The sequence below is a fragment of the Geobacter grbiciae genome, assembly GCF_018531165.1.
Classification (GTDB): domain Bacteria; phylum Desulfobacterota; class Desulfuromonadia; order Geobacterales; family Geobacteraceae; genus Geobacter; species Geobacter metallireducens.
The window spans coordinates 710,086-735,322 of the sequence record NZ_JAHDIW010000001.1 but is presented as its reverse complement, the minus strand read 5'-3'; the positions used below and the strand labels follow the sequence as shown (position 1 = coordinate 735,322).

27 protein-coding genes and 2 tRNA genes are annotated in these 25,237 nt (G+C 60.5%); 20 read left to right on the top strand and 9 right to left on the bottom strand.

Annotated elements, in window-relative coordinates; genetic code table 11:
* Positions 1-95 precede the first annotated feature (95 nt).
* From mce to KJB29_RS03285, 13 genes are all read left to right on the top strand, one after another.
* Positions 96-500, top strand: a complete 405-nt coding sequence (mce, locus tag KJB29_RS03345) for a methylmalonyl-CoA epimerase (protein WP_215733367.1) — start codon at positions 96-98, stop codon at positions 498-500.
* Positions 501-1,038: 538 nt separating this feature from the next.
* Entirely contained in the window at positions 1,039-2,382 is a 1,344-nt protein-coding gene (locus tag KJB29_RS03340; RefSeq protein WP_215733366.1) for a histidine kinase, read from the top strand.
* Between the two features lie 129 nt (positions 2,383-2,511).
* On the top strand, positions 2,512-2,790 hold the full coding sequence (locus KJB29_RS03335; protein ID WP_215733365.1) for a hypothetical protein: 279 nt from the start codon (positions 2,512-2,514) through the stop codon (positions 2,788-2,790).
* Positions 2,791-2,949: 159 nt separating this feature from the next.
* Positions 2,950-3,231: a type II toxin-antitoxin system Phd/YefM family antitoxin gene (locus KJB29_RS03330; RefSeq protein WP_215733364.1), complete on the top strand. Its 282-nt coding sequence runs from the start codon at positions 2,950-2,952 to the stop codon at positions 3,229-3,231.
* Complete coding sequence (locus tag KJB29_RS03325; RefSeq protein WP_215733363.1) at positions 3,228-3,650, top strand: type II toxin-antitoxin system VapC family toxin; 423 nt, start codon at positions 3,228-3,230, stop codon at positions 3,648-3,650. The genes KJB29_RS03330 and KJB29_RS03325 overlap by 4 nt, the downstream gene beginning before the upstream one ends.
* 138 nt (positions 3,651-3,788) lie before the next feature.
* On the top strand, positions 3,789-4,112 hold the full coding sequence (locus tag KJB29_RS03320; protein WP_215733362.1) for a nucleotidyltransferase domain-containing protein: 324 nt from the start codon (positions 3,789-3,791) through the stop codon (positions 4,110-4,112).
* Between the two features lie 70 nt (positions 4,113-4,182).
* Positions 4,183-5,715, top strand: coding sequence for an FG-GAP-like repeat-containing protein (locus tag KJB29_RS03315; protein WP_215733361.1), 1,533 nt, complete (start codon positions 4,183-4,185; stop codon positions 5,713-5,715).
* An 8-nt stretch (positions 5,716-5,723) separates the two neighbouring features.
* Complete coding sequence (gene mntA / locus KJB29_RS03310) at positions 5,724-6,140, top strand: type VII toxin-antitoxin system MntA family adenylyltransferase antitoxin (RefSeq protein ID WP_246560156.1); 417 nt, start codon at positions 5,724-5,726, stop codon at positions 6,138-6,140.
* A complete protein-coding gene (gene hepT / locus KJB29_RS03305) occupies positions 6,133-6,555 on the top strand; it encodes a type VII toxin-antitoxin system HepT family RNase toxin (RefSeq protein WP_215733360.1) in 423 nt (140 codons plus the stop codon). Before mntA ends, hepT begins: the two co-directional genes overlap by 8 nt.
* 130 nt (positions 6,556-6,685) lie before the next feature.
* A complete protein-coding gene (locus KJB29_RS03300; protein WP_215733359.1) occupies positions 6,686-7,990 on the top strand; it encodes an ATP phosphoribosyltransferase regulatory subunit in 1,305 nt (434 codons plus the stop codon).
* Between the two features lie 13 nt (positions 7,991-8,003).
* Entirely contained in the window at positions 8,004-9,296 is a 1,293-nt protein-coding gene (locus KJB29_RS03295; protein ID WP_215733358.1) for an adenylosuccinate synthase, read from the top strand.
* 70 nt (positions 9,297-9,366) lie between these two features.
* Positions 9,367-9,442 (top strand) — tRNA-Lys (locus KJB29_RS03290).
* 50 nt (positions 9,443-9,492) lie between these two features.
* Positions 9,493-9,570, top strand: a tRNA-Glu gene (locus tag KJB29_RS03285).
* 147 nt (positions 9,571-9,717) lie between these two features.
* On the opposite strand, the gene KJB29_RS03280 is transcribed toward KJB29_RS03285, so the two are convergent.
* From KJB29_RS03280 to KJB29_RS03265, 4 genes are all read right to left on the bottom strand, one after another.
* Positions 9,718-10,512, bottom strand: coding sequence for a sterol desaturase family protein (locus KJB29_RS03280; RefSeq protein ID WP_215733357.1), 795 nt, complete (start codon positions 10,510-10,512; stop codon positions 9,718-9,720).
* A 126-nt stretch (positions 10,513-10,638) separates the two neighbouring features.
* Positions 10,639-11,412 carry a lytic transglycosylase domain-containing protein gene (locus tag KJB29_RS03275; RefSeq protein WP_215733356.1) on the bottom strand — a complete coding sequence of 258 codons (774 nt, stop codon included), beginning with the start codon at positions 11,410-11,412 and terminating at the stop codon, positions 10,639-10,641.
* 9 nt (positions 11,413-11,421) lie between these two features.
* Positions 11,422-12,816: a sigma-54-dependent transcriptional regulator gene (locus KJB29_RS03270; protein ID WP_215733355.1), complete on the bottom strand. Its 1,395-nt coding sequence runs from the start codon at positions 12,814-12,816 to the stop codon at positions 11,422-11,424.
* 211 nt (positions 12,817-13,027) lie between these two features.
* Complete coding sequence (locus KJB29_RS03265; protein WP_215733354.1) at positions 13,028-13,201, bottom strand: hypothetical protein; 174 nt, start codon at positions 13,199-13,201, stop codon at positions 13,028-13,030.
* A 73-nt stretch (positions 13,202-13,274) separates the two neighbouring features.
* On the opposite strand from KJB29_RS03265, the gene KJB29_RS03260 reads away from it, so the two are divergent.
* From KJB29_RS03260 to KJB29_RS03240, 5 genes are read left to right on the top strand one after another with little or no spacing between them, the layout of a single operon-like run.
* Entirely contained in the window at positions 13,275-13,769 is a 495-nt protein-coding gene (locus tag KJB29_RS03260) for a chemotaxis protein CheW (RefSeq protein ID WP_004512702.1), read from the top strand.
* Between the two features lie 42 nt (positions 13,770-13,811).
* Positions 13,812-15,635, top strand: coding sequence for a chemotaxis protein CheA (locus KJB29_RS03255; protein WP_215733353.1), 1,824 nt, complete (start codon positions 13,812-13,814; stop codon positions 15,633-15,635).
* Between the two features lie 44 nt (positions 15,636-15,679).
* Entirely contained in the window at positions 15,680-16,513 is an 834-nt protein-coding gene (locus KJB29_RS03250) for a CheR family methyltransferase (RefSeq protein ID WP_215733352.1), read from the top strand.
* A 17-nt stretch (positions 16,514-16,530) separates the two neighbouring features.
* Positions 16,531-17,424 carry an HDOD domain-containing protein gene (locus KJB29_RS03245; protein ID WP_215733351.1) on the top strand — a complete coding sequence of 298 codons (894 nt, stop codon included), beginning with the start codon at positions 16,531-16,533 and terminating at the stop codon, positions 17,422-17,424.
* Between the two features lie 7 nt (positions 17,425-17,431).
* Entirely contained in the window at positions 17,432-18,511 is a 1,080-nt protein-coding gene (locus KJB29_RS03240) for a protein-glutamate methylesterase/protein-glutamine glutaminase (protein ID WP_215733350.1), read from the top strand.
* On the opposite strand, the gene KJB29_RS03235 is transcribed toward KJB29_RS03240, so the two are convergent.
* On the bottom strand, positions 18,508-18,840 hold the full coding sequence (locus tag KJB29_RS03235) for a hypothetical protein (protein WP_215733349.1): 333 nt from the start codon (positions 18,838-18,840) through the stop codon (positions 18,508-18,510). The genes KJB29_RS03240 and KJB29_RS03235 overlap by 4 nt on opposite strands.
* 82 nt (positions 18,841-18,922) lie before the next feature.
* Between KJB29_RS03235 and KJB29_RS03230 the strand changes: the two genes are divergently transcribed.
* On the top strand, positions 18,923-20,014 hold the full coding sequence (locus KJB29_RS03230; protein WP_215733348.1) for a class I SAM-dependent methyltransferase: 1,092 nt from the start codon (positions 18,923-18,925) through the stop codon (positions 20,012-20,014).
* On the opposite strand, the gene KJB29_RS03225 is transcribed toward KJB29_RS03230, so the two are convergent.
* Positions 20,001-20,981: a beta-ketoacyl-ACP synthase III gene (locus KJB29_RS03225; protein WP_215733347.1), complete on the bottom strand. Its 981-nt coding sequence runs from the start codon at positions 20,979-20,981 to the stop codon at positions 20,001-20,003. The genes KJB29_RS03230 and KJB29_RS03225 overlap by 14 nt on opposite strands.
* A 117-nt stretch (positions 20,982-21,098) precedes the next feature.
* Positions 21,099-21,419: a hypothetical protein gene (locus KJB29_RS03220; protein ID WP_004512710.1), complete on the bottom strand. Its 321-nt coding sequence runs from the start codon at positions 21,417-21,419 to the stop codon at positions 21,099-21,101.
* A 181-nt stretch (positions 21,420-21,600) separates the two neighbouring features.
* Here KJB29_RS03220 and KJB29_RS03215 point away from each other — a divergent pair, with 181 nt between their 5' ends.
* Positions 21,601-22,185, top strand: coding sequence for a HEAT repeat domain-containing protein (locus KJB29_RS03215; protein WP_215733346.1), 585 nt, complete (start codon positions 21,601-21,603; stop codon positions 22,183-22,185).
* Positions 22,186-22,207: 22 nt separating this feature from the next.
* On the opposite strand, the gene KJB29_RS03210 is transcribed toward KJB29_RS03215, so the two are convergent.
* Together KJB29_RS03210 and KJB29_RS03205 are read right to left on the bottom strand one after the other, a co-directional pair.
* Positions 22,208-23,554: an HD-GYP domain-containing protein gene (locus tag KJB29_RS03210; RefSeq protein WP_215733345.1), complete on the bottom strand. Its 1,347-nt coding sequence runs from the start codon at positions 23,552-23,554 to the stop codon at positions 22,208-22,210.
* On the bottom strand, positions 23,547-25,220 hold the full coding sequence (locus KJB29_RS03205) for a HEAT repeat domain-containing protein (protein ID WP_215733344.1): 1,674 nt from the start codon (positions 25,218-25,220) through the stop codon (positions 23,547-23,549). The genes KJB29_RS03210 and KJB29_RS03205 overlap by 8 nt, the downstream gene beginning before the upstream one ends.
* Between the last annotated feature and the right edge of the window lie 17 nt (positions 25,221-25,237).

The following is a 25,237-nucleotide window of genomic DNA, read 5'->3' as shown; positions in this document are numbered from 1 at the left end:
TAGCTCAATTATCAAGGAACATCAAATAGTTATAGCCGACAAAATCAAGTTACTGAACTTGCTGTCACGGTGTCAGGTCAAAGAAAGGTTTTTCAATGCTCACTAAAATCAACCATATAGGAATCGCTGTCCAATCCCTCGCCGACGCCATTCCCTTCTATCGCGATAACCTCGGCATGGCCTTCATGGGCACCGAAGAGGTGGCCGAGCAGAAGGTCACCGTGGCCTTTTTCCAGATCGGCGAATCGAAGATCGAGCTCCTGGAGCCCACGTCAGACGACAGTCCCGTGGCGAAGTTCATCGAGAAGAACGGCGCCGGCATCCACCACATCGCCTACGAGGTGGAGGACATCGAAGCGGCCATCGCCAGGCTCGTTGCCGACGGTGCCCGGATGATCGACAGCGTGCCGAGAAACGGCGCCCACGGCGCCCGCATCGCGTTCATCCACCCTAAAACAAGCCGTGGGGTCCTGACCGAACTCTGCCAGATGGGGCACTGACTGCATAAAGCCTCCACAGACCTTGATTTATCAGGATTTTTTTCTTGACATTACTTTTAATCTCTTTATAGTGTCCCTAAATTTTAGAACGGCATTTTGTAATTTAACGCTATTGCCGTAAAAACGTAACATATTCGTGACATTAACTAAGCACCATTCACCTACGCGCGGCAAAAACACGGCGAAAGCGCCCTGGCCCATGAAGTTTGCGATTGACAGAACCTGATTGATAAGTAGAATCTAACCCCTGATATGAATGCACAGGTGCCGATGTTTACACGTCATTATCACAATCTTGCATGCATGTTCGCAACCGGCGGGGCCTCCCCGCAGGTTTGGCGCGTTGACTGAACGACCCCTTTTTCCCCTTCACCAAGGAGGGTGAAAAGGGTTTTTGTTTTTGGAGGGGGCACTCACGCCAGTTACGTCTGGACATTTCTCTTGAGAAAGGTGGTGATCGACGAAACGGCACAACAAACCACGGTTTTTAGCAACACAACTCTCATATGCAGTTATTATCACCAATGAAGGAGGCAACATGAAAAAGAAAGTATTGGCAGTATCCGCCGCCTGCGCGCTGACCGCCGCAACGGCAGTTCCGGCCCTGGCGCTGGAGAACGAGTTCCACGGGATGTTCCGGGTCAAGGGGACGATCTCCAACTTTGACGACAGCGGGACGGGAAGAGCCACGGTTGCCAATGGTGTCCTTTCCGACAACGCTAAGACAAAAAACTTCGTCGACCAGCGTGCCCGCATCATGTACATCGCCAAGGCCAATGACGACCTGAAACTGGTCACCCACTTCGAAGTCGACTCCCAGTGGGGTGATAACTCCTACGCGGTAGGCCGCAACGACGGCGGCTCCATCGGGGCGGACCAGGTCAACATCGAAACCAAGAACATCTACCTCGATTTCAACATCCCCGCCGTGCCGGTGAACATGAAGGTCGGTATCCAGCCCTTCACCGACGCCTACAAGGGGATTTACGTCAACACCGACATGGCCGGCGCCCTCGCCACCGCCAGGTACGGCAACTTCACCAACGCCCTCGGCTGGTTCCGCCTCGATGACCGCAAAGATACTGTTAACACTGCAGGTGTTCATTCACCGGCTTTCAGCTCGGGGAAAGACACCCGCGACATAATAGTCCTCGACAGCAAGTACGCCCTCAACAAGGACGTGAAGCTCGGCGGCTCCTACTACCTGTACAATGACGATAAATCTGCCTATGCTACCGATAGCACTAAGTCATTTAACGACATCATCCACACCGTCGGCCTCAACGCCGAGGCAAACCTGGGGGCGGTGATCGTGGACGGCTTTGCCCTGTACCAGTTCGGCAACCTGAACGACACCCGGCACCTGAGCGCCTGGGCCGCCAACGTGGGGGCCAGGGGGAAACTGGGCATCGGCACCCTCCGCGCCCAGTTCCTCTACACCTCCGGCGACACGAGGACCAACGGCACCTCCAACTCCTTCGTCCCGGTCATCAACCACACTTCCGGGGCCGACGCCGAGAACACCTTCTACCCGGCCGACATGCGCCTCATCCTCAGGGACAAGTGGGGGACCACCGACGACCGCGCCATCGTCTACAACTCCGACAACGGTGGAGAAGGACTTTTCGGCGGCTTTGTCGGCTATGACGCCAACCTGACCTCGAAGGTCTTCGCCAATGCCAACGCCGGTTTCGTGGCCGCCGCCAAGACCAACAAGGCCAACAACTACATGGGCACCGAGGTGAACGCCGAGATCGGCTACAAGCTCTACGACAACATGACCGCCAGCATCCAGGGCGCCTACGTTTTCCTGGGCGACTACTACGACAACAGCCTGGACGACCCCTACCTGAGCCGCATCGTCCTGAACTATGCCTTTTAGGTAATTCCTGCCGCCGGGGGGAAGCAACGCTTCCTCCCGGTTTTTGCTTACGATGTGCCGTTTGACTTTACCGTGCTGTCTGGTTAACTATGAGAACAGGAAGTTCAACTATCCACTTGGAGGTCAACCATGAAGAAGATGGCTGTATTGTTGATGGCGGCATTCATGATGTCGGCTACCGTACCGGTTTTCGCTGCCCAGATGACCAAGGAAGAGAAGGACCAGTGCCTCCTGGCTTCCAAGAACTGCGGCATGGAGGTCGACACCCTCCAGAAGAAGATCAAGAAGCTCAACGCCGAGATCAAGAAGGGGAAGAAGGTCTACTCCACCGACGAGATCAAGAAGCTCCAGCAGAAGCTGGACGAGGCCAACGCCCTGCTCGACGACATCATGAAGGGCGGCAACTAACCCGTCCTGCACCGGCACCACCCCGAGGGGAGAGGCAACTCTCCCCTCTTTTTGTTTCGCTCTACGTGCTTGTATCCGAGGCTCATCTGACCCGTTTCCCGAAACCGCCACTCTGTGATATCCTTAGCTAGCCAGACTGTCTAGATTGAGGGGGGCATCATGAAAACCAGCAAGAGCAACCAGACTCGCCACGACCGGGAGTGGCAACTTCAGGAAGCAAAAAACCGCTTGAGTCAGGTGGTGGACTCGGCTCTCCACGACGGCCCTCAGACCATAACCGTTCGGGGTAAGCCGGCGGCAGTGGTTGTCTCATTTGAGGAATTCCGCAAACTCAGCCAGCCACGAATTCCATTATCGCGCTTTTTCAGGGAATCTCCTCTCCGCGCTGCGGAGCTTGACCTCACACGCAGCACTGATCCGGCCCGTGAGGTGGAATTGTGAAATTCCTTCTCGATACCTGCCTGATATCCGAACTGGTGAAAAAGGAACCGAGTACCTCGGTTATAGACTGGTTGGATCAATGCGATGAGCAGACTCTTTTTCTCAGCGTGCTCACCCTCGGGGAACTCCAGAAGGGAATCAGCAAGCTCTCTGCCGGAAGGAAAAGAGATGAGCTTCAGGCCTGGGCTGAATTCGACCTCACTGCGCGTTTCGAAGGACGCATTCTTGACCTTGACCGGGAAACGGCTGTTGCCTGGGGGCGGCTTATCGGTGAAGCAGAAAGAGAGGGCATCAGGCTGCCGGTCATGGACGCACTCATAGCCGCCACCGCTGCTGTCCATGGCCTGGTCGTGGTCACGCGCAACGTGAAGGACATGGAGCGTTGCCGAGCCAGGGTATTCAATCCGTGGGATAGGTGAGCGCCGCCGCCGGGCCAGTCTGCTCCAAGGGTTTTCCGGCGCTACTAATGCTTTGACATGGCAGGGGCGGTTTGCAATAATCCTTCGAGTCTAAGTCAAGAACAGAGGAGCGCTCGGAGACACGAGGAAGCTACTTAAATGGCTCAAGCAATCGATGTCAGAGAAATTGTAGAGCATTACCTGCAGAACCTTGCCGCGCTGGGGGTACCCGTTCAGAAAGCATTTATCTTCGGATCGCAGGCAACAGGGCTTGCGAATGAATACAGCGACATTGATCTTGCTGTCATCTCACCATACTTCGAACGGATGGGACTGTGGGACAAGGCAAAGGTGCTGGGAAGGGCAACCCGTGACATCCCCTGCCCCATGGATGTTCTGGGCTACGCTCCTTCCCAACTGAAAAAGATCCGTCCCGGCACTCTGCTGGACGAAATTGTCAAGAACGGCATCGAGATTTGCTAGGTTAACATCAGCGATGGCAGGCGTCCGAAACTATTCAGAAATGAATATTAAGTTCAACCCAGGAGCAACAATGAAAAGACTTTCCCTTCTCTGCGCAGTTCTGTTCGTGGCCCTTACGGCCGCCTCCACCCTGTTCGCGGCCCAGATCAGGGTCTACGTGTCGGAGTTCGCGGTGACCGGCGCCGCCAACAAGGATGAACTGAAGTCGACGCTGCAGACGCTCTTCGCGTCGCGCCTGAGCAATGATTCGGTGCTGTCGGTGGATTCTCCGGTGGGGGCCGATGTGCTGGTGAAGGGGAGCTATATCGCCTTCGGCAAGGTCTTCAGCCTCGACGCGGTTGCCAAGGACCCCAGCGGCCGGGTCATTGCCCGGTCGTTCCAGCAGGGGGAGAGCCAGGACGAGCTGATCCCCGCCGCCGGCAAGCTGGGGCAGATCCTGGCGGCCGAGATCGCGGCCAAGGTGAAGCCGGGGGTGGTGATGGTGCCGCAGCCGGTTTCCCAGCCGGTCCCCGCGCCGGTGCCGCTTCCCGCCTCCGACGTGGTGCGCCCCTCCGCTCCCCAGCCGGCCGCGGATGTGGTGAAGGCATCCACCACCAGTGATATCGTGAAGCCCCAGGATCTTACCCGCACCGCCTCGGGCGGTTGGATGAGCCAGCGGCTTTCGGGCACCCTCATCGGCATTGCCCCGGGCAAGGTGGCGGCCGACGGGACACGGGATTTCTACGTGGCCGACGAGCAGGCCCTGCGCCTCTATCGCAGGGGGGAGGGGCTGAAGCTGGTGGCCGAGGTATCGTTCTCTCCCGGCGACCGGGTGATCGCCGTCGATTCCGCCGATCTGGACGGCGACGGGACCCCCGAGGCCTACCTGACCGTTCTCAGCGGCGATTCGCTCGCTTCCCAGGTATGGGTGGCGGAAAAAGACTCCCTCAAGCGGGTCGCGGCCAAGCTCCCCTATTACTTCCGCGGAATCGCCCTGAACGGCAAGGAGTATAGGATGTATGCCCAGCAGATGAGCACCGACAAGGATTTTTACGGCGACGTTTACGAGGTGGTCAAGACCGGTGACCGCTTCGAGCTGAAAAATCCCATCAAGCTCCCCCGTTTCGGCTATCTGTACAACTTCAACCAGTTCCGTGACGCGACGGGTAACATCTGCACCGTGGTGCTGAACGACGACGGGTATCTCATCGTCTATTCCGCCGCCGGCGAGGAGCTGTGGCGGAGCAGCGACAAGTTCGGCGGCTCGGAGACCTACTTCAAGCGCGAGGATCTGGCCAATGTCCGCACGACCGGCGACCCCTTCCGCTGGGTCTTCCTGGAGCAGCGGATCACGGTTTCCCCCTCCGGCGAGGTGATCGTGCCGAAGAACGAGGGGATGTTCGTCATCGGCAACAACCGCGCCTACAAGAAGAGCAGCATCTATGCCTTCACCTGGAACGGCTCGTCCCTGGACGAGGTCTGGCACACCAAGCAGAGCCAGAGCTATCTGTCCGACTATCTCTATGACAGTGCCCGCAAGGAGATTGTGGCCCTGGAGGTGGTGAAGAAGGAAGGGCTCCTGGACAAGGGAGCCAGCATGGTGGTGGTGAAGAGGGTGGAGTGAGGATACCGATGCCCGTGAATGATGCCATGATCGAAACAATCCGGGCGTTTTTCTCCGGCGACGAGGCGGTAACGGCAGTCTACCTCTTCGGCTCACAGGCCACGGGGAAGGCCACGGCGAAGAGCGATATCGATCTGGCGATCCTTCTCCGGGAAAAGCCCGCGTACGACTACCGCCTGAGGGCAATGTCCGAACTTGCAAGCCTCTTGAAAACGGAGGTGGATGTACTGGTTCTGGACCAGTGCGGAATTCTCCTGCAGCGGCAGGTGCTGAAGCACGGCATCGTCCTTTATGAACGGGACAGGAGGACGCGCCTGGCATTCGAAATCCGATCCCGGAAGATGTATTTCGATTTTCTCCCCGCCCACCGGCTCTTTGTGAGAAAGATGGAGGAACGGCTTCTCAAGGGAAATTGCAATGGTTGACCGGGACGTTATGGAACGGCTGCTGGGGCTGCTGGAGGAATACCTGAACGACCTTGAGTCCGTGCGGGGGGTCTCCCTTGATTTTTATGAATCGGACAAGAAGACAAGACGATATGTGGAGCGGACCTTACAGATAGCCATAGAGGCCTGTCTGGATATGGGGTGGCACATCATCGCCGACGAAGGGCTGCCGGAAGCGGAGAGCAATAGGGAAGTTTTTTCCGTGCTTGCCGCGGCCGGCATTATCGAATCGGGTATCGTTTCGACTCTCAAGGAGATGGCATCCTTCAGAAACCTTATCGTTCATGACTATGGCAAGATCAACGACGAGATCGTGTACAGAATTCTAACGGAGAGACTCGGCGATTTCAGGGACTACGCGCGGATGATCGTTGAGCATCTTCGGCACCAATGACCACGAAGCGTCTCCAACGGACGTGCCGTGGGGGGGATTTGTCGTTGACATCAGCACCCTATACTGCTAGGATTTTCCGCGTTTTGCGCGTTTTTTCACTATCTTCCGCCAAACCGAACAGAGACCGCCGTTGACAAATCCCGCTCCCATAGAAGCGCCCCTCCCCAAGGGGGTAACCGACTTTCTTCCCGAAAAGGCCGACAAGATCGGCTACATCGAAGGGAAAATCCGCAGGGTGTTCGAACTCTGGGGCTTCCGGCGGATCATCACCCCGCTCCTGGAGTTCCAGGACGTCATGGCCGCGGGCCTCGGCGAGGATCTCAAGGAGCGGACCTTCCGCTTCGATGACCGCCAGACCGGCAAGCTCCTGGCCATTCCCTCGGACATCACCCCACAGGTGGCCCGTATCGTCGCAACCCGCATGCGGGGCTGCCCCCTTCCCCACCGCCTTTACTATATCGGCCGGGTGCTCAGGCACGTGGAGCTCCAGTCGGGTCGAAGCCGCGAGACGTTTCAGGCCGGGGTCGAGCTGATCGGGCTCGATTCCCCCGAGGCCGATGCCGAGATGGTTGCCATGGCGGTGGAAATCCTGAAGGGGCTTGGGTTCGAAGAATTCAAGGTGGATCTGGGGCATACGGGGTTCATCCGCGGGGTCATGGCGGCTTCGGGGCTCGGCGGCGATGCGCGCCGGCGGCTCCAAGAGGCTGTGGGCAAGAAGGACTCGTCGGCGGTCAGGGCAATCCTCGAAACCGAGCCGGTCGCGGACCGGATCAAGGAGGAGCTCGCCGCGCTGCCGCGCCTGTTCGGTGGGCGCGAGGTGCTGGCCGAGGCGGCACGGGTTGCCACCTCCGATTCATCCCGCCGGGCACTGGACAACATCGCGCAGGTGCTGGACATTCTGGATATCCACGGCGTTTCCGACCACCTGACCCTCGACCTAGGGGAGATCCGGGGACTCGATTACCACAGCGGCCTCACGTTCGAGGGGTTCGTGACGGGAATCGGCGAGGCGGTCTGCAGCGGCGGGCGCTACGACAACCTGACACAGCGCTACGGGTATCCAGCCCCGGCCACCGGCTTCGCCTTCAATATCCTGGCCCTCCTGAACGCCCTGGAAAAGCGGCCCGATGTGGAGGCGAGCAAGACCCGCGATCTCCTCATCTTCAACCTCAAGGACGACCGCCGGGAGGCCCTCGAAATCGCCCAGCACCTGCGGGCACTGGGTTACTCCACCGCCCGCGACATCATCCACAGGGATTTCAACGACTCCCTGGATTATGCCCGGCGGATGAATATCCTCAGAATGATGGTAATCGGCGGCGACTACTGCGCAGCCGACGAAGCATACGTTGTACGGGTGGCAGACAAACAGGGGACGGCCGTGAAGAAGGCCGATCTCATGCGGAACGATTTTTCGCTCAATACCCTTCCCTGACAAGGAGAAGAACATGGCAAACGTGGTAGTGGTTGGCGCCCAGTGGGGCGATGAAGGAAAAGGCAAGGTTGTCGATATTTACACCGAGCATGCGGACGACGTGGTCCGCTACCAGGGAGGAAACAACGCCGGCCATACTCTGGTCGTAAACGGCGAGAAGACCGTCCTCCACCTCATTCCGTCCGGGATTCTCCACAAGGGAAAGCGGTGCATCATCGGCAACGGCGTGGTGCTCGACCCCGAGGTCTTCATCATGGAGATCAACCGGCTGAAGGAAAAGGGTCGCCTCCAGGACGACAGCGCCCTTTTGGTCAGTGAATCGGTCCACATCATCATGCCGTATCACAAGCAGATCGACCTGGCCCGCGAAGCCAAGAGCGGCGACAAGAAGATCGGCACCACCGGCCGGGGCATTGGCCCCACCTACGAGGACAAGATCGGCCGTCGGGGGATCCGCCTCATGGATCTGCTCGACCCCGAAATATTCGCCCGCAAGCTCCGCGAGAACCTGGAGGAGAAGAACTTCATCCTCGAAAGACTCCTGGGCGGAGAGCCTCTCTCCTTCGATGAAATCCACAAAACCTACAGCGGCTACGCCGATATCCTCCGGAAGTATGTGGCCAACACCTCCCTGATTCTCTGCAAGGACATCGCGGCGGGGAAGAAGCTTCTCTTCGAGGGCGCCCAGGGAACCCTTCTCGACGTGGACCACGGCACCTATCCGTTTGTCACCTCCTCGTCCACCTGCGCGGGGGGTGCATCCACGGGAACGGGGGTGAGCCCCCGGGATATCCACGAAATTATCGGCATCTCCAAGGCGTACGTGACGCGTGTCGGCAGCGGCCCCTTCCCCACGGAGCTCCTTGATGCCGACGGCGAGCAACTCCGCCAGACCGGCGGTGAGTTCGGCGCCACCACCGGCCGCCCCCGGCGCTGCGGCTGGTTCGACGCCATGGTGGTCCGCTTCGCCGTGCGGGTCAACGGCCTCACCGGCGTGGCGCTCACCAAGCTGGACGTTCTGAACGATTTCGACACCATCAAGATATGCACCGGCTACACCTACGAGGGGAAACCGGTCGAGGACCTTCCGGCCAACCTGGCGGTATTCGAGAAGTGCCAGCCGGTCTACGAGGAGATGCCCGGCTGGAAGTGCGACATCCGTGGCGTCCGCCGGTTCGAGGATCTTCCGGAGAAGGCCCGGCACTATGTCCATCGGCTCCAGGAGCTGATCGGCTGCCCCATTGTCCTTGTTTCGATCGGTCCCGGCCGCGACGAAACCATAACGATCAGAAACCCGTTTGCGTAAAAATTTGAGCGACTCGAGTTTTTTTCTTGACGCATCGCAATAGGTCTGATAAAAAATGTTTTCTCTTTGAGAGCCGCTAGCTCAGCTGGTAGAGCACCTGACTTTTAATCAGGTGGTCGTTGGTTCGATCCCAACGCGGCTCACCATTCACAATCGAACGACCCGGTCGGATATCCGACCGGGTCGTTTTCCCTTCGTCCCCTTCGTCTAGCCCGGCCCAGGACACCGCCCTTTCACGGCGGCGACGCCGGTTCAAATCCGGCAGGGGACGCCAATCAAAGGCCCTTCCGTAAGATGCGGAAGGGCTTTTTTTGTTGCTACGCTTTTATCGCCTGCTTCTCCAAACCCTTTCCCCCTCCAGACTATCCTCCCTCCTGTGATGGTCCAGCTCGCATGTCCTCACCACGACAGAGCTACCGCTTCAGGTAGATTTGCGAACAAACGGCTGAACAAGGAGACGGGAAAGGGTCAGCAGTGCCGGATCACGGAACTCCTTGAGCCCGATCGTCATTTCCCCATGGCCGCCTTCGGGCTGGGGACGATAGGTACCTGCCAGACGGTCCCACCAGGGGAGATTAAAGCCGAAGTTGCTGTTAGTTTCCCGAGGAATAATTGAATGGTGGACGCGGTGCATGTCCGGCGTCACGACGACAAGCCGCAACCACCTGTCAAAGGCGAGAGGAAGCCGGATGTTGCCATGATTGAACATTGAGGTAGCATTCAGTGCCACCTCGAAAGCGACTACCGCCACAACGGGAGCTCCAAGCAGCGCAACCGCCCCAAGCTTGATCCCGGCCGAAAGAAGAATCTCGACAGGGTGAAAGCGGTTACCGGTCGTGACGTCGATGTCGAGGTCGGTGTGGTGCATCCGGTGGAGACGCCAGAGCACCGGAAGAAAGTGAAACAGGACATGCTGCAGGTAAATGATCAGGTCGAGGGCGATGAACGCCAGCAGAATCCCGGCTGATGGCGGAAGGACGACGGCGTTCATGAGTCCCCAGCCGTGTTCGCGGGCCTGTACGGCCATGTCAGCGGGGAGGACGGTAAGGGGCAGGCGTACTACCGCAGTGTCGATGGCTACCAGGGAGAGATTGGTGTACCAACGCCGTGCCTTGCTGTCAGTGAGCCGTCGGCGCGGAGCCGCCACCTCCCAGATGGCAACCGCCGCCAGCACGCCGAAGAAAAAAGCGAGCCTGATCAGCGCTTCGTCGTGCATGCCCTTATCCCCTCCCCTGTCCTGCCCAAAAGCGATGCTGCGCTACGGAGAATGTTTACCACGAAAAAGGCCCCCTCGCATCACGCGAAAGGGCCGTTGACGACCGACGGGGATCAAGTGGCGCCATCAGGCGTACTGATTGTAGTAATCTTTCACCTTGGCAAGATATTCGCGGGTTTCCCGGGGAAGGAGATGGGGCTTGCGATCGACATTGCCCGGCCCCCAATTGTAGGCGGCAAGGGCCTTGTCCACATTCCCGCCGTAACGGGCCAGGAGATCCTTGAGAAACTTTGTGCCGGCCATGACATTCTGCTCGGGATCGAAGGAGTTGGTGACCCCGAGGCCCTTGGCGGTGGCAGGCATGAGCTGCATGAGCCCCTGGGCGCCCACCGGGGAGACGGCGTTGGGATTAAAGTTGCTTTCGGCCTTGATGACTGCCTTGATGAGTCCCACCTCGACGCCATGGCGGCGCGAAGCACGATTGACGACGTCGTCGAGCCAGTTGCCACTGCTCATTGCGGGCAAAGACTCGGGAGCAGCAGAAGCAACCGGGGCAGCAGAAGATCCCCCGGCAGCCACGGGAGATGCTGGATCAACAGGTTCCCGGCTGTTTTCGGCAAAGCTCTTGAGCATGAATTCCACGGCACGCCCCATTGCCGGCGGATTCCCCCCACCTTCGGAGTCGCCAAGAGTAAAGGCGCTCCGCATCATGTCAAGCCGCATCAATTCCGCAGCAGTTGCAGCGGAGGCACGTGCCCCCGGCTGCGCGTCGATACCGGTACCGGCAGCCAGGAACTCGTCGAAGACGAGGCCCGCGCCGGCCTCTCGAACAGTGGGGCGGTCAGTCTGGGGTTTGGATTCGGATGGAGTGGAACGATTGATAAGAGTATCGATGATCATACCCACGTCTTATGCAAAAGACGTGGCAATTGTATCGAGTCTCCGTTTTTTTAATTTCTCGATGAGGGTGGTTCGCTTGAGGTTCAGAAGCAGAGCGGCCTCCTTCTTGTTGCCGCCGGTCTTCTTGAGGGCCTGGAGGATGAGGTTGTTTTCGAACTCCTCCACCACGGTATTGAGGCAAATGCCCGAATCGGGAAGGGTCATGCTTTCGGAAGGGGGGGAAATGGTGACGCCGGAGAATTTTTCGGGCAGATCATTGACACCAATGGCGCCGAACCCCTTGAGGATCACGAGGCGCTCCACGAGGTTCTCCAGTTCGCGCACGTTGCCGGGCCAGTCATAGTGGACGAGAAGGTCCATGGCGTCGGAGTCGATCCCCTTCACCTTACTCTTCTTGTTGCGGTTGAAACGCTCAAGGAAAGAGTTGACCAGGAGCGGGATATCATCCTTGCGCTCCCGCAGGGGCGGAATGAAGATGGGAATGACAGAGAGCCGGTAGTAGAGGTCTTCGCGGAACTGTTTCGTGGCGACCAGCTTTTCCAGGTTCTGGTTGGTGGCGGCAATGATCCGCACGTCGATCTTCTTGGAGCGGGTGGCACCGACCGGCTCCAGCTCGCGGTTCTGCAGCACCCGCAGAAGCTTCACCTGAAGGTTCGGCTTCATGTCGCCAATTTCGTCGAGGAACAGGGTGCCGCGGTCAGCCATCTCGAACCGGCCAATGCGGTTCGCCACGGCGCCGGTGAAGGAGCCCTTGACGTGGCCGAAGAGTTCGCTTTCAAGGAGTTCGTCGGGAATGGCGGCACAGTTGACCGGCACGAAGTTGCGAGTCCTGCGGTTGCTCAGGTCGTGGACCGCCCGGGCGACCAGTTCCTTGCCGGTCCCCGACTCACCCTGAATGAGGACGGTTGAATCGGACTCGGCAACCTTTTCGATCAGCTCGAAGAGGGAGAGCATCTTGGAGCTCTCGCCGATGATGTTGGGCATGAGGGAGCGGTTCTTAAGGGCCGGCTTGGCCCGGTAGGTCTGGCTCTGGAGGGACTGGTGCTCGAACCCGCGCTTCACGTGCGTTTCAAGCTCGTCCAGATTGAAGGGCTTTTCCAGATAGAAAAAGACCCCTGCCTTGAGGAGGTTGGAGGCCATTTCGTAGTTGCCGAAGGCGCTGTAGGCAATAATGACGGTGCCCGGACGCATGGTCTTCAGCTTCTTGACAAATTCGAGGCCGTTCACCCGGGGCATCATCAGGTCGGTGATGACAAGGTGAACCTCTTCGGTTTCCAGCTTGTCGAGGGCGTCCTGACCGTCGCAGGCCTGGACCACGTCGTACCCCTTGTACTTGAGAAAAGCAGCTACAAAGTCGCGGGTTTTTTTGTCGTCGTCGGCAATGAGCAGTCGCGGCGTATCCATGGTTTCCTCGAACAAACTGGGTATCTGGTGCGTGGTCCTCTTGATGCGGACGTCAGCGTAGTCATAATCCTGACAAAAGTCAACAAAATGACGAGCAGCGATAAATATTTTTTACGAGAACCTCTTGAAACAACTTTTGTATTCGTTCGACTCCCTCGCTAGCCCGATGCGTCCGGCGGCGCCCATTTCAGTATTTCTGTCGCACGGCGTGTCAATTTTTATCATAGGCCCATAACCTACCGAGAAACCGTCGAAAAAAATTGTTAAAATTTTCACCAGTTGCGCCGATGAATATAAATGCACGGCCTTCGCTGCGAAAAAGTCCTCTATCCGCCAGATTCATTCGTGAATCGAGCGGCATGAGAACACTCTTTGCATCGAGCATTGAAAGTGTTTCCTTACAAGCGACCAGGGCGATGACTTCCGATCAGTCGGAACGGATAAGGAGGAAGAGGGCGATGGAAACTGCGCTGCAGACCAAAGTAGAGGAATCGAGAAGCGAACTGATCCAGCTGGTGAGCTTCAAGCTGGAGCAGGAGGAGTATGGGGTAAACGTCCTGAAGGTGCGAGAAATCATCCGGATGCCGAGCATCACCCGTGTTCCCAATACCCCCCACTATATCGAGGGGGTGATCAACCTGCGGGGCAAGGTAATCCCCATCATCTCCATGCGCAAGCGTTTCAGCCTCCCCGAGGGGGAGACAAGCAGCCAGACGAGGATCATGGTCATTGACATGGAAGGGGAGCTGATGGGATTCGTGGTTGATGCGGTCTCAGAGGTGATCCGGATCTCCGAGAGCGAGATCCAGCCTCCGCCGGCCGTGGTCAACAGCGCCGTGGAGCAGGAGTGCCTCGCGGGGGTCATCAACCAGACCGACCGCCTCCTCTTCTTCCTCAACCTGGAGAAACTCATCTCCCGGGACGAGCGAAGCCTGTTCAGCGGCATGATGTGACACGCGACACAAACTTATATTCACATTCGCGAGGAGTAGCAGATGGCGATTGAGTGCGAAGACCAGGAACTCCTGGATGGATTTTTGACCGAAACGGCGGAACTGCTCGAGAAGCTTGACGACGATCTGGTAGCCCTGGAAAAGGCCCCGTCGGACACAGAACTCATGAACGGCATTTTCCGGTCGATCCATACGGTGAAAGGGGCCTCCAGCTTTCTCGGTTTTGAGCTTCTCGTGAAGGTCACCCACAAGACCGAGGATGTCCTTAACCGCATGCGGCGGGGAGAGCTGGAGGTAACGCCGGAGGTCATGGACGTGATCCTGGAGGCGGTGGACCTGGTGAAGCTCCTGGTGAGCGACATCAAGGGGGGAGACATCGTCGAGCGTGAAATCGACGGAACCGTCGGCAAACTCCTCCCCTTCCTCTCGGAAAACGCCAAGGAAGCGACGGTCCTCAAGCCAACGTCGACCACCGTGACGCCTTCAGCGCCGGCCGAGGCGGCTCCGACGCCCCAGGCGACGGGAGCGGAAACTCACCCCTCTGCCGAGCCTTCTCCGGCCCCGGAGGCAGCGCCAGTCAAGACACCCGAGCCCGCCCCCCGCGCCCAGGCGCCCCCGCCCCCTGCCCCCCGTGACGACAAAAAGGGGGATGACCTGACGGACAACACCACGGTCCGGGTGGATGTGAAGCGGCTCGACGACCTCATGAACCAGGTGGGGGAACTGGTCCTTGAGCGCAACCGGATGATGCAACTCAACACCGATTTCAACGGCGGCGGTGACGACACCTTCGGCGAAGAGTTCGGCAAGCTCTCCAAGCGGATCAGCTTCGTTACCTCGGAACTCCAGATGCAGGTCCTCAAGATGCGGATGATCCCGGTGGAAAAGGTCTTCAAGAAGTTCCCCCGCATCGTGCGCAACCTGGCCCGGGACCTGGGCAAGGAAGTGGATCTCCTCGTCTTCGGCGAAGAGACCGAGCTGGACCGCTCGGTGGTGGATGAAATCGGCGACCCGCTGATCCACCTGATCCGCAACGCCATGGACCACGGCCTGGAGACCCCCGACGAACGAATGGCGGCCGGCAAGCCCCGCAAGGGGACCCTGATCCTCTCGGCGGCCCATGAGGGAAACCAGATCGTCATCAGCATCAAGGACGACGGCAAAGGGATCGATCCCGAGAGAATCGCGAGAAAAGCGAAGGAAAAAGGGCTGGTCACCGATGAGCAACTGGCCGCCATGGGGCAGCGTGAGATCCTTGACCTGATCTTTCTCCCCGGCTTCTCCACCAAGGAGAAGGCCACGGACCTCTCGGGGCGCGGCGTCGGCATGGACGTGGTCAGGACCAACATCAAAAAGCTGAACGGCATCATCGATATCCGCAGCGAACTGGGGCAGGGATCCGAGTTCATCCTGAAGCTGCCCCTTACCCTCGCCATCATCCAGTCGCTCCTGGTGGAGGTGGAGGACGAGACCTACTCGATCCCCCTGGCGGCGGTACTGGAGACACTCCGGGTGGAGGAACGGGAATTCCACACCATCGGCGGCCAGGAGGTGCTCAAGCTTCGGGATTCGGTGCTCCCCCTCATGCGGCTGCAGAAGATTTTCAACGTCGCCCCGAGCGAGCGGAGCCGCGTCGCCTGCTACGTGGTTGTCGTGGGGGTTGCCGAGAAGCGGGTGGGGCTTGTGGTTTCGCGGCTTCTGGGGCAGCAGGAGGTGGCCATCAAGTCCCTCGGCAAGTACCTGGCGAATCTCCCCGGCATTGCCGGCTCCACCATCCTCGGTGACGGACGGGTCACCCTCATCATCGACCCCGCGGGGCTCATGGAGAACAGCGACGGAAGCGGCGGCGGCCGCATTGCCGCCTGACCCGTCGGCCGAAGGCACGATACTCAACCGAAGAAGGGACGCCAGTGACACTCTCTGACAAGGATTTCGAGGTCCTCAGGGACTTCATCTACAATCACTGCGGGATATATTTCCACACGAGCAAGAAGTATTTCCTGGAGAGCCGCATTACTCGACGGATCGAGGCAACCAACTCACCGAACCTCATGACCTACATGGGGCTCTTGAAAAGTGGCCCCGGGAAATCCGATGAACTGCTTAAGCTCCTCGTCGAAATAACCACGAACGAAACCTGCTTTTTCCGCAACCCTCCCCAGTTGAAGGCCCTGGAGAACGTCTTTCTTCCCGAGGTCGTGGCGGCCAAGGGGAAAATCGGCTTCCGCAAGCTCAGGATCTGGAGCGCAGGCTCCTCTTCCGGCGAAGAGGCCTACACCATGGCCATGATCCTCCTGGAGAAGCGGGCCACGATCCTCAAGGACTGGATCATCGAGATCGTGGGAACCGACATCAGCGAGACGGTCCTGGCCCAGGCCCGGGAAGGGGTCTACAGCGCCTACTCCGTGCGCAATACTCCCGACTATTACAAGAAGAAATACTTTCGTCAGGAACCGGGGGAGCGCTATGTCCTCTCACCCGACGTGAAGAAGCTGGTGAGCTTCAATCACCTGAACCTCTATGAAGACGCGAAAATGGTCTTCATGAAGAGCTTCGATTTCATCTTCTGCGCCAACGTCCTGATCTACTTCGACCTGGCATCCAAGACCAAGGTGGTGCAGCACTACTACAATAACCTCCAGCCCTACGGCTACTTCTTCGTGGGGCAATCGGAATCCCTGCACGGCGTGAACGACAAGTTCAAAACGGTCCACTTCCCCGGCGGATTTGCCTACAAAAAGTGAAAGGTGGAACGGATAGCGTGGAACAATTGAGCAAAATGGAAAAAGCCGCGGCTCTGATCCGCGGCATGACCGATCTCCCCACCATCCCCGCCGTGGCCACCCAGGTCCTGTCGCTCCTGGACCAACCCGACGTGGAGATCGACCAGGTGGCCGAGCTTCTCCTCACCGACCAGGTCATGGCGGCCCGGGTCCTGAAGATGGTCAACTCTCCCCTCTACCGGCCGGCCACGGTCATCACCTCCCTCAAGGGGGCGCTGGTCTATCTGGGGCTTCGGCACATCAGGGAGTTCATCCTCACCTGCTCCTTCATCCAGAGCTTCGAGGGAAAGGAGGGAGTGCTCGGGGTAAAGCCCTTCTGGGAGCACTCCTTCGGCGTCGGCATCGTAGCGCGGCTCATCGCCGCGAAGGTGGGATACCACGATACGGAGAAGGCCTACATCGGCGGCCTCATCCACGACATCGGCGAGGTATTCCTGAGCTATTACCTGAAGGACGAATTCCAAAAGGTGGTAGACGCCATCAGGGAGAGCCCGGTGCAACTGGTGGAGGCTGAGGAACGCATCCTTGGCACGACCCACTGCGAGGTGGGACTCTGCCTGGCCCGGGAGTGGCATTTCCCCGATGACTACTGCGAGATTGTCGCCTGCCACCACGCCCCCCGCGAGGCCACAAACGCACCGCGCCTTACCGCCATCGTGAACCTGGCGGACCTCTTCTGCACCGTCCGGAACCTGGATTACGGCGGGATGGAGTGGACCAGCTTCTCCCTGGCCGATGAGCCGGCTTGGACCATGGTTCAGGAGCAGGGGAAAAAGCTTGCGGAATTCGACGTGGAACGCTTCTGCTACGAACTGGACGACCAGGTGGAGGAGATCCGGGAACTGGTCACGAACATCTTCAAGGACAGGTGACAAAGCCATGCTTCCGAATCAGGAAAGAAAACTGCGCGTGCTCGTTGTGGACGACTCGTCGTTCATGCGGATGGTCATCCGGAGCGTGCTGGAGAAGGATCCCGCCATCGAGGTGATCGGCGTGGCCATGGACGGAGTCGAGGGGGTGGAAAAGGCCCTGTGCCTCAGGCCTGACCTGATAACCATGGACATCGAGATGCCCCGGCTCGACGGCATCTCGGCCCTCAGGGAGATCATGGCCAAGGCCCCGACCCGGGTGCTCATGGTTTCCACGCTCACCTGCGAGGGAGCCAAGGCCACCTTCGACGCCCTCGATGCCGGCGCCATCGACTACATCCCCAAGAACGTCACCGACAGCATTGACGCCCAGAAAGCCTTCAAGGAGGAGCTCCTGCGGAAGGTGAAGGGGTCCGGCATCTCGATTCTCGGCAGGAGCACGGTCCCGCCTCCTCCCTTTCCGCGCATCGTGGTGCCACCCCGCCCCGTCACGGTTCCCCGCCTGGCAGGGCAACGGTACCAGTACGTGGGGATCGGCGCCTCCACCGGCGGGCCGGTGGCCGTCCAGGAGGTTCTCGGCCGGATCCCGGGCAACTTTCCCCACGGAATCGTAGTGGCCATCCACATGCCCAAGGCGTTCACCGGCCCCTACGCAGAGCGGCTCAACACCAAGTGCTCACTCCAGGTCAAGGAGGCGAAGGCCGGCGACATCGTCCAACCGGGGGTTGTGCTCGTGACCCCCGGCGGGATGCACACGGCGCTGGTCCGCCAGGGAAGCACCGTCGCCATCCGGACCATCGCCACCACCGAGTGTCCCCAGTACATCTACGTCCCGTCGGTGGACCACATGCTGACCACCTTTGCCGACGCCTGCAACGGTTCGCTCCTGGGGGTCATCCTCACGGGGATGGGGGCTGACGGTTTCAAGGGAATGAAGCACCTGAAGACCAAGGGGGGGGGGACCATCGTCCAGGATGAGGCCACCTCCACCATCTACGGCATGCCCCGGGCCTGCATCGAGGGGGGGGTGGCCGACACGGTCCTGCCGCTCACCCAGATCGGCACCGAGATCACGAAGATTGCAGGTTAGCGCCGGGCAGTAAGGGCAAGGCCTTCGGGAAGGAGACGAACGCGGCACCGGGAGAAACCCAGCCGTTTGAGGCGAAAGAGGAGAAAAGGGGCGGCCAGGGCCGGGCACCCGGGAAAAAAGAGCGAAAGATCCCCCTCGGCATTCACGGCCTGTCCGGGGTCAGCCAAGATGGGGGAGATGCCGGCAGGCGCCACGGGGGTGAATCCCGGGGGGACGGAAGGAAGATGAGGGGCGGCGTTCCGCAGGGGGGCGCCGCCCGTTTTCGTCCGGGGCCAGAGGGCATTGAGCGCGATGATGACAAAGAGTTTCATTCCGGAGAAAAGGGCCATGCCGTCACCTCCTGCATCCTCTCTGGACAGGGGAAAATTCGTTGCATAGAATGGTTTCCGAATAGAGCCCCACGGGAGCCCGATGAAAAATCCCCACCATTTGCCACTGCCACACCCGCCGGCGTGCATCCGTCCCGTCATCGATCCGGACGAGACGCGGAAGGCCCTGCGCCGCCTCCTGGTCCCGGGGGTCCTCGACGACCATGACCTGCGGCGGCACATCACCCGCCTCGGAGAGCGGTTTCGCGTCTATGCCGAAACGGTTCCCTTCGGCCTCTGGGGTGAGGGGCTTGTCATCACGGCGGAGATGCGCGCAACCACCGATCTCCTTCTTCCCCTGAAAGAGGTCCGGCTGACCTTCCAGTCGCTCCTCCGCCGTGCCCTCTCCTTCGCCCCGGACATGGGCGGCACCCCCCTGCAGACAGCCCCCTCGTGGCCCGACTGCCTGGAGCGCCTCGATCCACCCCTTCGGGAACCAAACCCGGCCCGGCTCCTTGCAAAGCTTGCGGACGACGCGGAGTTCCGTACCCGTTGCATCTTCTCCCTCTTCGTTCCCCGCCGCCACGGGGCCAACGCCGACCGCTACCCCGCCCAGGGTAATTTTCTCCGCCAATGGCTCGTGACAAGGGGCAGAAGGTGCGACACGCGGCTCCGATGCCTCGACGCCGCCTGCGGGGCCGGCGAAGGAACCTACGGTCTGGCTCGGCTTCTGGCTGAAACGGGATTGGAGCCCGACGGTTTCTGCATCGTGGGCGCCAGCCGGGATCCCCTTGAAATCTTCGCGGCGGCCCACGGCTTTTTCCCCCATGATCCGCCACGGCAGGAGGCCTTCCGCCTGCTCAGGGACGAGCTCCGCCCAACCGGCGCCCTCGGGCGCGTCCGGTTCATCGCCTCTGACCTGACAGCCGATGCCGGTGGCACTGAAACCTTCGATGTCATTCTCTGCAACGGGATTCTCGGCGGGCCGTTCATGCACGAACGGCGGATTCTGGAGCGGGTCGTGGAGGGGTTGGCGAACCGCCTGGCAAGGGGGGGGATCATCCTGGCGGCCAACCGCTTCCACGACGGATGGAAGCGGGTCGTGCCGCCAGGGCTGCTCGTTGAAATCCTTGCCGGCAAGGGGCTTTCGGTGGTAACGGCCGGCGAGGGGATAGCGGGAATCAGAGGCGGATAAGGGCGCCTCCCCAGGAAAGTCCGCCGCCGAATCCCATGATGAGGACCAGCTGCCCCGTCTTGAGGGTGCCGTTGCGGAGGTTCTCGTCCAGGGCAAGCCCCACCGATGCTGCAGCCGTGTTGCCATAGCGGTCCAGGTTCAGAAGGAACCGCTCCTTGCCGAGGCCGGTCTTCTTGGAGATGAAGTCGATGATCCGGACGTTGGCCTGGTGGGGGATGATGTAGTCGAGGTCGCCGACGCTCACCCCTGCCCCGGTGGTGACCTGCTCGATGATCCGGGGGATCACGTCAGTGGCGAAGACGAAAACCTGCTTGCCCGACATCTTGAAGGTGTTGTCGTGGGCGGCGATAGTCTCCGCGGTGACCGGACACCGGGAACCCGACGAGGGGACCTGGATCAGCTCCCACCCGCTGCCGTCGCTGAAGATCATGCTCTGGAGGATTCCCCGCTTCTCCTTGGTGGCGCCAAGGATGACGGCGCCGGCGCCGTCGCCGAAGAGGGGGCAGGTCCCCTTGTCATCGAAGTCGAGGATCTTCGAATAGGTGTCGGCGCCGATCACCATGACCCGCCGGTACTTGCCGGAGCGGATGAAGTTGTCGGCCGTTTCCACGCCGAAGATGAAGCCGCTGCAGACGGCGTTCATGTCGAAGGCAACGGCGTTTTTGGCGCCGATGTTTTTCTGGACCATGCAGGCGGTGGCGGGGAGATACATGTCGGGGGTCGAGGTACCTACGATGATACAGTCGAGCTCGCCCGGTTCCATGTTGGCCCGGGCGAGGGCACTGCGGGCCGCGGCGGTGGCCAGGTCGGAGGTGGACTCCTCGGGAGCCGCGAAGCGACGCTCCCGGATTCCCGTGCGGGATGCGATCCAGGTGTCGGCGTCATCCACGAGGTAGTTGAAAAAATCATTGGGCACGACCCGCTCGGGAACGCACCCGCCTGTTGCCACGATTTCGGCATGAATCATCGCACCGCTCCATTCTGACCAGTGATACACATAAGCCCCCTGAACGGGGGCTCCATGCTAACTCGTTAGTTTATCTCATAGTTTACATGATTTTGTCAAACGCAATTATAAACCAGCTTACTCTCCTTTTCGTCGTCCCACAAAGGCGTCGACGACAGCGAAGCACCAGAGAGCCGCGAAACAGGCAAGGAGAATACGTGCTGCCGGCGCACCGGCGGCGAGCTTGCGGGTAACGGCGTTCGGATCGACACTGCCGGCCAACTGGGCTTCGAGGAGCACCGGCCCCATCCCCTTGAGGACCAGAAAAAAGGCTCCCAGGAGAAAGATATTGGCGAGGGCGATGAGTATCCCCCCCTTCACCCGCTCACCGCGGACGACCTGGCCGAGACCCGGCAGGACAAAAGCGGAGAGAAGGGCAGCTTTCACGTCCAGTTTCATCGTGTTCCTTTCAATCTGAAGAACGGCATTCGGAATGATCACGGAGAGACGGAGAACTGCTTCTTGAACAGCTTATCCACGAGGCTGCTCCGTTTTCTCTGTTTCGCTGTGTTATCAAATGCTTTTTCCTGGATTAATGGGGTTGTTGATCCGGGGGAATTCTGCTACTAATGCCACAGTCATGGAGTCTAACGCAACGGGAAAACGGCGAGAGCGGCTCGTTCCGCTCCTGAAGGATCCGGCCGGCGACGTGAGGGAAGCGGCGGCAGCGGCCTTGGAGCGCCTTGAAGGGATCGGCAGCTTTGCCGAGGTGGCCGAGCTTCTGAAAAAGGGAGACCGGGGAACCAAGGTGAAGGCCATCTACGCCCTCGGCAAGATCGGCGGCGAGCGGGTCCTCCCCCCCCTCATCTACTGCGCTTCCCGCCCCGAAGAGGACATCAAGTCGGCCGCCATCGAGGTTCTCGGCGCATTGGGCCATCCCCGGGCGTTTCCTGCCCTGGCCCAGGGACTCCAGGAAACCAGTACGGCCATTCGGGCGAAAGCAATCGCCGCCCTTGGCAATTACCCGACCCCGGAGGCAACGCGCCTCCTCATCCCCTTCCTCGACGCCGGCGATGGACTTCTCGATGCCGAAGCCGCTCTGGCCCTCGGCAGAATCGGCGGTCAAGACCTGGAGGAGCGGCTCCTGGCCCTTCTCGCCTCACCCCATCCGCAGACCCGCAAGGCGGCTGCCACAGCCCTCGGTATGCTTCCCCTCCCGGAGTGACCGGCCCACAATCCAGCGAGCCTCACTCAAGGTAGCGGGACACCTCGACAGCAGCCAGGCCAGGATCCACCACGGCGACGATTCCCACCCCCTCCTCTCGGGCCAGATCCTTCACCACCGGCGACGGCAGCACCCTCCCCAGGCCGTCCTTCACCACCTTTACCATCGGCCGTTCCCCCCCGGGGGGAGGAGGACGAAAGACCACCGCAATCTCGTTCGTGTCGAGCCGCACCAGGGTGCCGACGGGATAGCGCCCCATCATTCCCGTGAAGGTCTCCACCAGATCCGGGTTGAGCTGGGTTCCGGCAAGTCCCCTGATCATCTCCACGGCTTCCCGGGGGGTGAGGGGAGGCTTGTAAACCCGCAGCGTGGTGATGGCGTCGTAGCAGTCGGCCACGGCAATGATCTCGCATGAGCGGCCAAAGGGAAGCTCCTTGGCCCAGCCGGGGTAGCCGGTGCGGTCGAAACCGAGGTGGTGCCCCAGGACCGCCCGGGCAACACCGGAACTTATCCCTTCCATCTCATCGATGATCCGGGCGCCGTCCTCGGCATGCCGCTTCATTACCTCGAACTCTTCAGGGGAAAGCTTCCCGGGCTTGTTGAGTATCTTCTTCGCCACCCTCGTCTTGCCCACGTCATGGAGGAAACCCGCCATACCCAGCTCCCGCAACTCCTCTTTCCCCATGCCGAAGGCGGCCCCCAGGGCCATGGCAAGGATTCCCACGTTGACACTATGGAAAAAGGTATAATTGTCGTAATCCTTGATCATGGCAAGCCCCAGGAGCGTCGACGGCTCCCGGATGGTGAGGTCGGCCACCCGGTCCACGACGCCGTGGAGCATCTTCGTGCTGGGGATCCTACCGTTCTCGATATCCTCGAAGAGTGCGCTGACGGCGGTGATAGCCTGCCGGTAGGTGGCCGAGGGATCGAACTCCTCCGCCTCCTCCTGCCGGAGATCTTCCAGCTCCAGAGCCACGTGGGCACCCCCCCGCCGGGCAAGCTCCGCCGCCAGGCTCCCCCCCGTGAGTTCCCGTCGGGACAGAAGGGCCACGAGTGCCGCCAGTTCGTCAGGGACAAGGCCCCGCAGGAAGGTGACGGCCCGGATTTCCCGTGCCGTGAGAATCCCTGCCAGTTCATCCACTGAAGCGGTGGGAGTGAAGAAGAGGTGCTGCTCCAGGAAGAGGACCCCATCGTGAATGCCAAGGCGAACATCGTTCCTCCCCCTGAGAATTTGCTCTAAAATCGTGCAGACCTCTCGCAGGGGCTGGGCAATGGCAGGATGGGCCTCGGGATAGAGGGAATACCCCTTCACGGTGCCCGCCAGGAGAAGAACCACCCGTTGCGCCTGGGCCAGGGACAAGTCAGTCATGGGCTCCCTCCCGCAGTCGCTGCTCTATGGCGCCGACAGCCCCGTCGCAGGCCGCGCCGAGGCGCCCCCCCTTGGCGGCCAGTTCCGAAAGGAGGGGAAGCGTTGCCGTATCACCAATTTGGCCGAGGGCGGCGGCGGCAAGGCAGCGCAGTTCCTCTCCCCGCCGCCGGAAAAACCAGTGCCGGCTCCCCAACAGCGCCACAAGGGCGGGAACGGCCCGTCGGTCGCCGATCTTGCCGAGGGCGGCAAGGGCAACCTTCTTGAGGGAGAACGTGCTTGCAAAGAGATCCCTCCTGGCCACGACGGCAAGGAGCGGCTCCACCGCCCGGCCGCTCCGGAGCGCCCCAAGGGAGACTGCTGCAAGGTGTCGTAGGGACGGATCGCGGGACGAGTCGAGACAGGCAATGATCGCCTCCTCCGCTTCGGGACCGCCGATGCGCACAAGGCTTCTGAGGACCTCGCGGCGCACCCCCTCAGCGGGATGGCCAAGGCATTGCCGCAGTTCCGCCAAGCAGCCACCCGCGCCAATCTCGCCGAGAATCTCCGCCGCCGTCTGAACCACGGGATCGCTCCCGTCGGCAAGAAGTTCAAGCACGGGCTCGACCGCCTCGTCTCCCACGGCCACAAGCCCCAAAGCAAGATTCCTGAGGGGACGGGCCCCTTCGGCGCAGCGAAGCCGCGCCGCCAGGGGAGCCGCTGCCCGGGAGCCCAATTCGGCGAAGAAGGGGAGAAGGCGGTCCCCCTCCGTGGCCCCGTGTTCCTCCAGGTGCCGCACGAGAAAACCGACCATCCCCGTCCCCACCGTCTGGTCGAAGGCGAGGAGGGCGCTGCCGCGCCGGGCGAGTCCCATCTCCCGGTCATTGGCCTGCTGCAGGAGACACTCAAGGAGCGGAAAGAGCCGCTCGAACTCGCTGTCGTCCTGAAGGCGGAGGCACTCTTTCACGAAAGCCCGACTGAGCTCACGATAGCGTTCGTCATCGGGCTCCCGCGCCATGAGGTCGATGAGCTCTTCAGGAGTCGTCGTTTGCTGCTCCCGGGCACCGTCGGCATGGAACTCCGCCGCAGGGATCACGGAAAGCGCCGTATCTATCTCTGCCTCCTCAACTTCTTTCAGAAACGCCTCGGCAGGCTGCCATTCCCCGACAGATGGTCCCTGCCCCGCCGCGGCAAAGGAGTCCTGAATTTCCTGCCGCTTGCGGCCGATGGCGGTCAGATCGATCTCATTGGCCCAGATGGTGGTGATCCCCCGCTGCGCCATAAGCGCCTCCATGCCGCCGGCAGAGGGAATGCTCCGATAATCGAGGGAAAGCAGGGAAAGAAAGGACTCCAGGTCAGTCAGGGTAAGGTCAGCCAGAAACGCGATGCGGCGAACCCGCCGGATGAAGAGCTCCCGGGAGAGGGCCTGGGCCATGGGATTGTCCTCCACGGCCGCTTCCCCGTCGGGAACGGCAAAGCCCCCCTTGCCCACCGCAAGCAGAAGATGCTCCTCCCCCACGGCCTCGCGGAGGGCCTCGAAGGCAAGACGGAGGCTTTCCGCCCGGAGCGGATGCCCCGCAGGGTAGAATCCCATTGCTTTGAGGGCCTTGTGGAGTTCGGCCAAGGCAGCACCGCGACGGCGTGAGGCGGCATTATCACGCCGGTTGTGCTGCTCCTCCCGATTAACCATCCCTGTCTCCTTTATGG